Annotated in this window: 11 protein-coding genes; 9 read left to right on the top strand and 2 right to left on the bottom strand. The window is 45.2% G+C overall.

Annotated features, from left to right (window positions below):
• The 7 genes from MUB50_RS02425 to MUB50_RS02395 all read left to right on the top strand — a co-directional run.
• On the top strand, positions 1-495 hold a 495-nt coding region (locus tag MUB50_RS02425), incomplete at its 5' end, for an RNA-guided endonuclease InsQ/TnpB family protein (RefSeq protein WP_244802489.1).
• 145 nt (positions 496-640) lie between these two features.
• Positions 641-1,138: a GGDEF domain-containing protein gene (locus MUB50_RS02420; protein WP_118623140.1), complete on the top strand. Its 498-nt coding sequence runs from the start codon at positions 641-643 to the stop codon at positions 1,136-1,138.
• On the top strand, positions 1,116-1,553 hold the full coding sequence (locus MUB50_RS02415; protein ID WP_202030576.1) for a DUF4186 domain-containing protein: 438 nt from the start codon (positions 1,116-1,118) through the stop codon (positions 1,551-1,553). Before MUB50_RS02420 ends, MUB50_RS02415 begins: the two co-directional genes overlap by 23 nt.
• Before the next feature lie 234 nt (positions 1,554-1,787).
• Positions 1,788-2,273 carry an RNA polymerase sigma factor gene (locus MUB50_RS02410; RefSeq protein WP_118623144.1) on the top strand — a complete coding sequence of 162 codons (486 nt, stop codon included), beginning with the start codon at positions 1,788-1,790 and terminating at the stop codon, positions 2,271-2,273.
• The gene (locus MUB50_RS02405) at positions 2,270-3,007 is read left to right on the top strand and encodes a zf-HC2 domain-containing protein (protein ID WP_244789818.1); all 738 of its coding nucleotides are present in this window, start codon (positions 2,270-2,272) and stop codon (positions 3,005-3,007) included. Before MUB50_RS02410 ends, MUB50_RS02405 begins: the two co-directional genes overlap by 4 nt.
• A gap of 274 nt (positions 3,008-3,281) precedes the next feature.
• A complete protein-coding gene (locus tag MUB50_RS02400) occupies positions 3,282-3,635 on the top strand; it encodes an arsenate reductase family protein (RefSeq protein WP_118061718.1) in 354 nt (117 codons plus the stop codon).
• Complete coding sequence (locus tag MUB50_RS02395; RefSeq protein ID WP_244789820.1) at positions 3,632-4,486, top strand: YitT family protein; 855 nt, start codon at positions 3,632-3,634, stop codon at positions 4,484-4,486. Before MUB50_RS02400 ends, MUB50_RS02395 begins: the two co-directional genes overlap by 4 nt.
• A 42-nt stretch (positions 4,487-4,528) precedes the next feature.
• Here the strand turns inward: MUB50_RS02395 and MUB50_RS02390 are convergent, their stop codons facing one another.
• Positions 4,529-5,911, bottom strand: a complete 1,383-nt coding sequence (locus MUB50_RS02390; RefSeq protein ID WP_118623150.1) for an NCS2 family permease — start codon at positions 5,909-5,911, stop codon at positions 4,529-4,531.
• A gap of 212 nt (positions 5,912-6,123) precedes the next feature.
• Here MUB50_RS02390 and MUB50_RS02385 point away from each other — a divergent pair, with 212 nt between their 5' ends.
• Positions 6,124-6,612 (top strand): DUF1648 domain-containing protein, encoded by a 489-nt coding sequence (locus tag MUB50_RS02385; RefSeq protein ID WP_244789821.1) that lies wholly within the window; start codon positions 6,124-6,126, stop codon positions 6,610-6,612.
• 145 nt (positions 6,613-6,757) lie between these two features.
• Positions 6,758-7,030: a hypothetical protein gene (locus MUB50_RS02380; protein ID WP_138276954.1), complete on the top strand. Its 273-nt coding sequence runs from the start codon at positions 6,758-6,760 to the stop codon at positions 7,028-7,030.
• A gap of 197 nt (positions 7,031-7,227) precedes the next feature.
• On the opposite strand, the gene MUB50_RS02375 is transcribed toward MUB50_RS02380, so the two are convergent.
• On the bottom strand, positions 7,228-8,253 hold the full coding sequence (locus tag MUB50_RS02375; RefSeq protein WP_244789823.1) for a LacI family DNA-binding transcriptional regulator: 1,026 nt from the start codon (positions 8,251-8,253) through the stop codon (positions 7,228-7,230).
• Positions 8,254-8,323 lie beyond the last annotated feature (70 nt).

Raw genomic sequence — 8,323 nt, 5'->3', positions numbered from 1 at the left:
TACAGAAAAGCAGAGAAAAAACTTGCAAGAGAACAGAGAAAGCTCTCCCACTGTGAAAAAGAAAGCCGGAACTATCAGAAACAGAAAAAAAGAGTAGCTTTATGTCATGAAAAGATAAAAAACCAGAGAAAAGATTTCCAGCATAAGCTCAGCAGGGAGCTTGCGGAAAGATATGATGCAGTATGTGTGGAAGATCTGAATATAAAGGGAATGTCCGGAGGGCTGCACCTTGGGAAAGGTGTGCAGGATAACGGGTACGGGCAGTTTCTGTTCATGTTGGGATACAAGCTGGAAGAATATGGAAAACATCTTATAAAAGTAGACCGTTATTTTGCATCCAGTAAGATCTGCAGTGTATGCGGACATAAGAAAAAGGAACTGGCATTGTCGGACAGAATGTATGTTTGTGAATGTGGAAATAGGATGGACCGGGATGTGAATGCAGCAGTCAACATCCGTGAAGAAGGAAAAAGAATCTATAAAGAATGTGCCTGACGGCACAAGAAAAAAATCCGTAACCGGATAAACATAAAAAACAAAACCGCGGGACACGCGGGGATAGCCTGTTTTAGCTTTGCCCTAAAGGGTAATCGAGCAGGAAGCCCCCACTTCAAAATCGTAAGATTTAAGTGGTGGGAGCATGTCACCGGACAGCCTGAAAGCCAAGGAGCGTAAGGCGCGTCTGCAGTACATGAGCTACCGTGATATGCTGACGACCTTGTATAACAGGAACAGGTATATTCAGGTTCTGGAAGGCATGCAGGCAAAAACAGTGATAAAAACAGGAGTAGCATATATTGATATCAATGGTCTGAAACGGGTGAATGATCTTTACGGACATGAGGCCGGAGACAGGCTGATCATAAATACAGCGCGTTCCATGCTTGCGATTCTGCCGGAGAATGCTTACCGGGTAGGTGGCGATGAATTTGTACTCATCTGTTTTGACATGGATGAGAAGATTTTTCGGAGTAAGGTCAGGGATATCTGTGACAGCATTGCTGCTAAAAGGATCAGTGTTTCTGTTGGCGCTGTCTGGGAGGAAAGCTCTTCGGAGCTTGAGACCATGCTGAGAAGAGCAGATGATCTTATGTATGAGGAAAAGAAGAAATATTATGAGGAACATGGAGTTGTTTGACCGGCTGGCACAGTCGAAATTCCGCAGCGGTTTTTATCTGAAAGAAAAAGATAAGGCTTATGCAGCAGACAAAGGCAGAGAAAAAATAGAAAAGCATGCACAGGATTTCATCCGTATGCGTCTGGCGCCTGCAGTGATCCCCAATGACGGGAAACAGACGCCGATGAAAGGCCATCCTGTATTTCTGGCCCAGCATGCCTGTGCCTGTTGCTGCCGTGGCTGCCTGGAGAAGTGGCACGGGATACCAAAAGGGCGTGAACTGACCGGCGAAGAACAGGAATACGTTGTGGATGTGCTGATGACCTGGATCGACCGGCAGATGGAAGGATACCGGCCGTCGAAAAGTTTGGCTTCAGCTTCCGGGAAGAAAGCGAAGGAACCGGAGTATGAGCAGCTGACGCTGCCGTTTGTATAGTTGATCAGAAGCGCAGCGACAGGTTCAATTGTGCTTGTTTGTACGAAAAAAAGAAATAACGATAAGAACAGGAAAAAGTTTCTGATTATGTTGTGCCCGGTATTTTTATATCGGGCATTTCGTTTGTAATGGAAGAAAGAGCTGGAAATCCGGGTAAAATTTTTCCGGGATTTTCTGTAACGTTTTTGAAACGGGTTCGTCTTATAAGTGAGAAGGGAGGAAAGAGAAAAACCGATGAACATAGAGGAACTTTACCGGACATATTTTGACATTGTATATCGGTATATCCGTTCTATCTCACAGGATGGAGCGCTGGTTGAGGAAGTGACACAGGAAACGTTTTTTAAAGCTCTGGAAAAGATAGACCAGTTCCGGGGTGACTGTGATGTGCGTGTGTGGCTCTGCCAGATCGCAAAAAATACGTTGTACGATCATCTGAAAAAACAGAAGAAGCAACTTCTCGGGGATGAGAAGCTGGAAGAAGCAGAAAGTGATGGCGGAGAGCTTCTGGAGGAAAAGCTGGCGCAGCGGAGCCAGGCTATGGAGATCCACAAAGTTCTGCATAGACTTTCGGAACCGTATAAAGAAGTTTTTTCCCTGCGGACCTTCGGAGAGCTTAAGTTTAGTGAGATCGGAATGCTTTTCGGAAAAAGTGAAAACTGGGCGAGGGTGACTTATTACCGTGCAAGAGTAAAGATCAGAGAGGAGTTGGAGCAATGAGGATCACATGTGATGTAATACAGGATCTGATGCCATCTTATGTGGACGGCATTTTAAGTGAAGACAGTCAGGCGTTGGTAAAAGAGCATATGGAAGCTTGTAAGGAATGCAGAAAAATGTTGGAGATTATGAAAGAGGAGCAGGGAAAAGAGCAGGCTCAAATGATATCATCTGCAGCCTCCGGAGCACGACGCAGAGCTGGTGAAACGGAAAATATCGGAAGTGCAGACGCACTTAAAAAAATCCGGAAAAAATTAATAATACGCAGAGTGCTGACAGCAGCAGTGGCAGTTATCCTGACACTCATCGTTGCGGCAGCAGGCTACAACCACTGGTATTTCAACGAAAAATACATGACCCTGGAAAATAGCGGGATGTACGTAAAAAACAATAGTTTGTATTCTTCCAATAATCTCATCAATCGAATGAAAGTACAGTACACGGAAGATGGAAAAACAGAGTTCGTCTATGCCATTGATGCGCCATATGCAGGAACTCTGGAACTGAAAGGTGATGACATGCTGCTTCAGGATTTTTCCAAAAAGACAGAGGAAGTATCACCGGAAGATGACAGCATCCCGGAAACTGTAACAGAGGTTTATTATATGAGTGCGGAAGCCGGAAAGAAGAGCCTGGAATTAACAGAGCTGGAAGTAAAGGGAGATCTGGATGCAGCGGAGAAAATTGTGGACGAAATGAAACAGGAATCGAAGCTGATATGGTCGGAACAATAGAATAAAACTCTGTTTATGAATCAGGTAGAGATTTGTAATTCACAAAGGATTTATTCACTCTGGTTAAATGGAAACAGGCAAAGGTACTGTTCACTGGCAAAACCAGGCAAATGCAGGAAGATGGGCAGATACAGGATAGAAATACTGCATCGTCTATGTTAAAATAAAACCTGGACAGTACAGTAAAAAAAGTTCTATAAAAATTCTGTGCTGCAGGCGACAAAAACAGACAGCAGTGAATTTATTTACTGCTGAAGAACAGGAGGGACACAACATGTTATTTGTATGCTATCCAAAATGCAGTACCTGTAAAAAGGCTCAGAAATGGCTGGATGAGAGCAATGTGGAATATACGTTGCGTGATATTAAGACGGACAATCCAACTGCAGAGGAATTGAAAGCCTGGTGGGAAAAAAGCGGTCTTCCGCTGAAGCGTTTCTTCAATACCAGTGGAAATATTTATAAAGAGATGAAACTGAAAGATAAACTTCCGGAGATGAGTGAGGAAGAGCAGCTTGCGCTTCTTGCAACAGACGGGATGCTTGTGAAACGACCAATCCTTGTTGGGGAAGACAAGGTGCTGGTGGGCGCTAAAGAAAAAGAATGGGAAGAGTATCTGAAATCATGAAAAAGAAACTGAATTATGCGGATATCGTTAAGGAAACCGCGATCCTCACCGCGGCAGTGGCGATCATTGCAGCAGCGGTATATTTTTTCCTGGTGCCAAGCCATACGTCGGTCAGCAGTATTTCCGGTCTTGGAATCGTGCTTTCCAACTTTGTGCCGCTGCAGCTGTCGGCTATTACCATGATTCTGAATGTGGTATTGTTGATCATCGGATTTTTTACCTGTGGAAGAGAGTTTGGAGTTAAGACGGTTTATACCAGTGTGATGCTGCCGTTGTTTCTGGGATTGTTTGAGATCATTTTTCCAAATTTCGGTTCCATGACAGACAGTCAGGAACTGGATGTTCTGTGTTATATTCTGGTAGTGAGTGTGGGACTTAGCATTCTTTTTAACAGGAATGCATCCTCAGGCGGACTGGATATCGTGGCGAAGATCATGAATAAGTATCTCCACATGGAACTTGGAAAAGCCATGTCTCTTTCCGGTATGTGCGTGGCACTTTCCGCGGCGCTTGTGTATGATAAAAAGACGGTGGTCTTAAGTATTCTGGGAACGTATTTTAACGGAATCGTTCTGGATCATTTTATTTTTGACAATAATATCAAGCGGCGTGTCTGCATCATCACGAAAAAGGAAGAGGAGCTGAGGCAGTTTATCATTCACGACCTGCACAGCGGAGCCACGATCTATGAAGCCATCGGAGCCTATAAAATGGAAAAACGCCATGAGATCATAACCATTGTAGATAAAGGTGAATATCAGAAGCTGATGAAGTTTATAAACCAGGAGGACCCGAAGGCTTTTATTACGGTTTATAATGTGTCGAATATGCGGTATCAGCCGAAGAAATAAAAAACTCCCGGGATAAACCTCCCGGGAATTTTTTACCATATTTTACAGGAAAATATATTTCAGGATAAACAGCACTGCCAGTACATACATCAGAGCGCTGATCTTCTTTTCTTTTGCCTTACCTGTGATCAGGTTGATGGCTACGTATGTGATAATTCCCATGGAGATACCTTCGGAAATGCTGTAGAAGAACGGCATTGCGATGATACATACATAACATGGGATCGCCTCGGACATATCGCTGAAATCAATGCTGATAACATTGCTGAGCATGTACAGACCAACGATCACCAGAGCCGGAGCTGTGGCAAAGGACGGAATTGCCAGGAAGATCGGTGACAGGAACAGGGACAGGCCAAATAAGATGGCAGTTGTCACTGCAGTAAGTCCGGTTCTTCCGCCCTCGGATACACCAGAAGCACTTTCTACGAAAGTAGTAGTTGTGGATGTACCGAGAACAGCACCTGCAGTTGTTGCAACAGCATCTGCAAGAAGGGCACCCTTGATGTGAGGGAGCTTTCCATTCTTATCCAGCATACCGGCCTTGGAGGATACACCAACGAGAGTTCCGAGAGTATCAAAAAGATCTACAAATAAAAATGCAAACAGGATAACAAGGAAATCCAGTGAGAAAACTCCGTCAAACTGCAGCTTCGCAAAGATCGGAGCAAGACTCGGGATAGAGAGTCCATTGCTGAAATCCGGAAGCAGGCTGTAGAAGCCGATTTCCGGGTTCGGAACATAAAGTCCGGCGAACTGACAGATGATTCCAAGTCCCCATGTGATCAGGATACCCCAGAGGATATTTCCCTTTACATTCTTAACAACCAGGATTCCGGTTACGATGATACCGATCAGAGCCAGGATAACGGTGATCCCGACGTTGTTGAAGGATGCCTCCACACCCTTGGCTGCGTTATAGCCATCTACAGAGAAAAGCTGCAGCAGAGTGGAGCCGCCGATCACGATATTGGCATTCTGTAATCCTACAAATGCGATGAAAAGACCGATACCAACGCTGACTGCGGATTTCAGGTTCAGAGGGATCGCGTTGAAGATTGCTTCACGTACATTGGTAAGTGAAAGAACGATAAATACGATACCTTCTGCAAAAACTGCGGTCAGTGCATACTGCCAGCTGTATCCCATACCGATAACGACTGTATAGGCAAAGTATGCGTTCAGACCCATTCCGGGTGCCAGTGCGAACGGGTAGTTGGCGAAGATCGCCATCAGCAGTGTTCCAAGGAAGGCTGCCAGTGCGGTAGCTGTGAATACAGCTCCGGAATCCATGCCGGTCGCGGACAGGATGTTCGGGTTAACTGCCAGGATATACGCCATTGTCATGAAGGTGGTGATACCTGCCAGAACCTCTGTTTTAGCGTCCGTTTTATTTGCGGACAGCTTGAAGATTTTTTCTAACATATTTCTTTCCCTTTCTTAAATATGTTTTTGGACAACATGTCTAGTTTATCATATAAAAATTTCATATGCAATTGTTAGTGTGCACAGATATGATTATAATAGGTGTTTTTTTGTAAAATACTTTTACAGGAAGGCAATTTGTGTGTAAAATATAGGAAAGAGAGTATTTAATTTACAGACGAGTTTATTTTGCAATGAAAGGGGGATGGATAATGTCTGAGAAAAAACTGCGGAATATTACAGATGTGCTCTGCTTTCTGATGATCCTTGGGTACGTGATGTATCTTGTGGCCACCTGGGGAAATCTGCCGGAGAGGGTGCCGATACATTTTAATGTTCATGGGATCCCGGACCGGTATGGGAAGAAGGGGAGCCTTCTTCTGGAGCCGATTTTGGGGCTGTTGATCCTGGCACTTCTGATGTTCTGTCAGAGATTTCCACAGTGGTGGAATTATCCGGTTGAGGTGACAGAGGAGAACAGAGAGCATATCTTTGAGATCGCGTCAAAAATGATGTCTGTGATCAAGCTGTTATCCATTGGAATATGTCTTTATGCCGGGATCAGCGGGAATCTGGGAACGGCACCTATGTGGCCGGTGTGGATACTGATCGCAGGGATTTTTGTAACATTGCTCCGGGGAATCCGGGAGATATATAAGACTGGTAAAGAAACTGACATGGATGAGGATGATAAATCGTGAAGCGGTCGCGTTTGTGATCATGTAGCAAAGTGGAAGGTAAAGGTTCGATTTATTGTACTGAATATGAATGGAACCAGCGAAAGCGGATCGCGAATATCCGCCTGGCGAAGTTATAATAAAAACAGGAAAGGAATTTCAGGAGGATATGGCAGATACAAGAACAGATGAGCTTTACAGAGCGCTTCAGGATAAGGGCTATCCCGATGAGCTGTGCCGGGAAATCGCCTACAAACATATGAATACCGATTACACAGCTACACGGATGCTGGGGTATTTATACAGGGTGACAAGTCCCAGAGTGGAGGATGTGATCGATGAGATGCTGGCGATCTTAAGTGACCGGGAATCCATCATCCGGAAGAAAGAGCTGGAGCACGCCCAGGCTACGATCAACAGCGTGTATCGGGAGGGGCTGTAACGGAAATCCCGGAGCTGTGCCAGTGCTGGCAATCAGAAGCACTGCAGCAGTTCCGGGATTTTTTGATTTGATCCTGGTTCATGAACAGATACCTTTGGGGGTTCAGATGCTGAGTTCACAAAAACACTTCGCAGAACATTATCGGTGAACAGTAACAGGGATCCAACATCAAAAAATAAGAGGTAGAATCCCTGTACTTAATACAAAGAGATCACCGACTGCCTGTCCACGATCTCAACATCCAGGGCAGACTGGCAGGAGGAGCTGACAGAGCCGGTGCGGATCTTTTCCAGAAGAAGGCTGGTGGCCAGCTTTGCCTTCTGGGGGATGTTCTGGGAAACCGAAGTCAGTTTTGGCAGGGTGTACTGGCAGAGAGTCAGGTTATCATATCCGATCACAGAAAGATCCACAGGAATGCGGTAGCCGCCCAGGCGGGCACCCTCCATAATTCCGATAGCACAGATATCCGCCGTAGTTACCGCAGCGGTAACTGGAGAGCTGTTGGATGCGATCTCACGGCCGGCCTGGATACCGCCCTCATAGGAAGGAGAGTACTCATAAACATAATCCGGGTTAAAAGTAATATGGTTCTCCTCCAGCGCCCGTTTATAGCCATTGAAACGGCTGGTAAGAACGTGGTTGTTTTTGTAATCGGCCACAAAGGCAATGGCGGAATGACCGTGATTGATCATATATTTTGTGGAAAGGTAAAGACCCTTCTCATCATTGGAAGTGATATTGATAAGATTGGGGTGTTCCAGTTCACAGTCAAAGGTGGCGATGGGGCAGGTGGCAGAATCCATCAGCCTTGCCATGTATTCGCCGGCGGCAGGATAAAGAATGATGATTCCGTCTACATTCCAATTCTTCAGAAGAGAAATGATGTCCGCATTTTTTGATACAGAGCGGATCATGGTGAAATATTCATTCTTCTGCAGCTCTCTTTCGATAGCACCGACCATGGTGCTGACATAAGGGTTCTCAAAATAGTTGGTTCCCAGGAGCACATCTTTTTCATCGAGGGAAATGATGATGCCGATGATATGGGATTTTTTATTGGATAAGCTCCGGGCATTCAGGTTGGGAACATATCCGTATTCTTCTATGATCGCATTGACCTTGTCTCTGGTTTTCTGGGAAACGCGGCTGGTTTTGCCGTTGATCACATTGGAGACGGTCATCATACTGACACCGGCCAGGTCTGCGATATCTTTTAATGTCATACTACACACCTCTGTTCTTCCATAGCAGTTTCCGGGAAGGAAACTGCTGTCATACATATATATATAAAAT

Origin of the sequence: Blautia sp. NSJ-140 (assembly GCF_022868965.1) — a bacterium.
Lineage (GTDB): Bacteria > Bacillota > Clostridia > Lachnospirales > Lachnospiraceae > Blautia_A.
This window is presented reverse-complemented; position numbering and strand designations above follow the sequence as displayed.

Excerpts from the sequence above, each read along its gene's own strand:
- MUB50_RS02420 (WP_118623140.1), top strand. The coding sequence starts at position 641 with ATGTCACCGGACAGCCTGAAAGCCAAGGAGCGTAAGGCGCGTCTGCAG.
- MUB50_RS02415 (WP_202030576.1), top strand. The coding sequence starts at position 1,116 with ATGAGGAACATGGAGTTGTTTGACCGGCTGGCACAGTCGAAATTCCGC.
- MUB50_RS02410 (WP_118623144.1), top strand. The coding sequence starts at position 1,788 with ATGAACATAGAGGAACTTTACCGGACATATTTTGACATTGTATATCGG.
- MUB50_RS02405 (WP_244789818.1), top strand. The coding sequence starts at position 2,270 with ATGAGGATCACATGTGATGTAATACAGGATCTGATGCCATCTTATGTG.
- MUB50_RS02400 (WP_118061718.1), top strand. The coding sequence starts at position 3,282 with ATGTTATTTGTATGCTATCCAAAATGCAGTACCTGTAAAAAGGCTCAG.
- MUB50_RS02395 (WP_244789820.1), top strand. The coding sequence starts at position 3,632 with ATGAAAAAGAAACTGAATTATGCGGATATCGTTAAGGAAACCGCGATC.
- MUB50_RS02390 (WP_118623150.1), bottom strand. The coding sequence starts at position 5,911 with ATGTTAGAAAAAATCTTCAAGCTGTCCGCAAATAAAACGGACGCTAAA.
- MUB50_RS02385 (WP_244789821.1), top strand. The coding sequence starts at position 6,124 with ATGTCTGAGAAAAAACTGCGGAATATTACAGATGTGCTCTGCTTTCTG.
- MUB50_RS02380 (WP_138276954.1), top strand. The coding sequence starts at position 6,758 with ATGGCAGATACAAGAACAGATGAGCTTTACAGAGCGCTTCAGGATAAG.
- MUB50_RS02375 (WP_244789823.1), bottom strand. The coding sequence starts at position 8,253 with ATGACATTAAAAGATATCGCAGACCTGGCCGGTGTCAGTATGATGACC.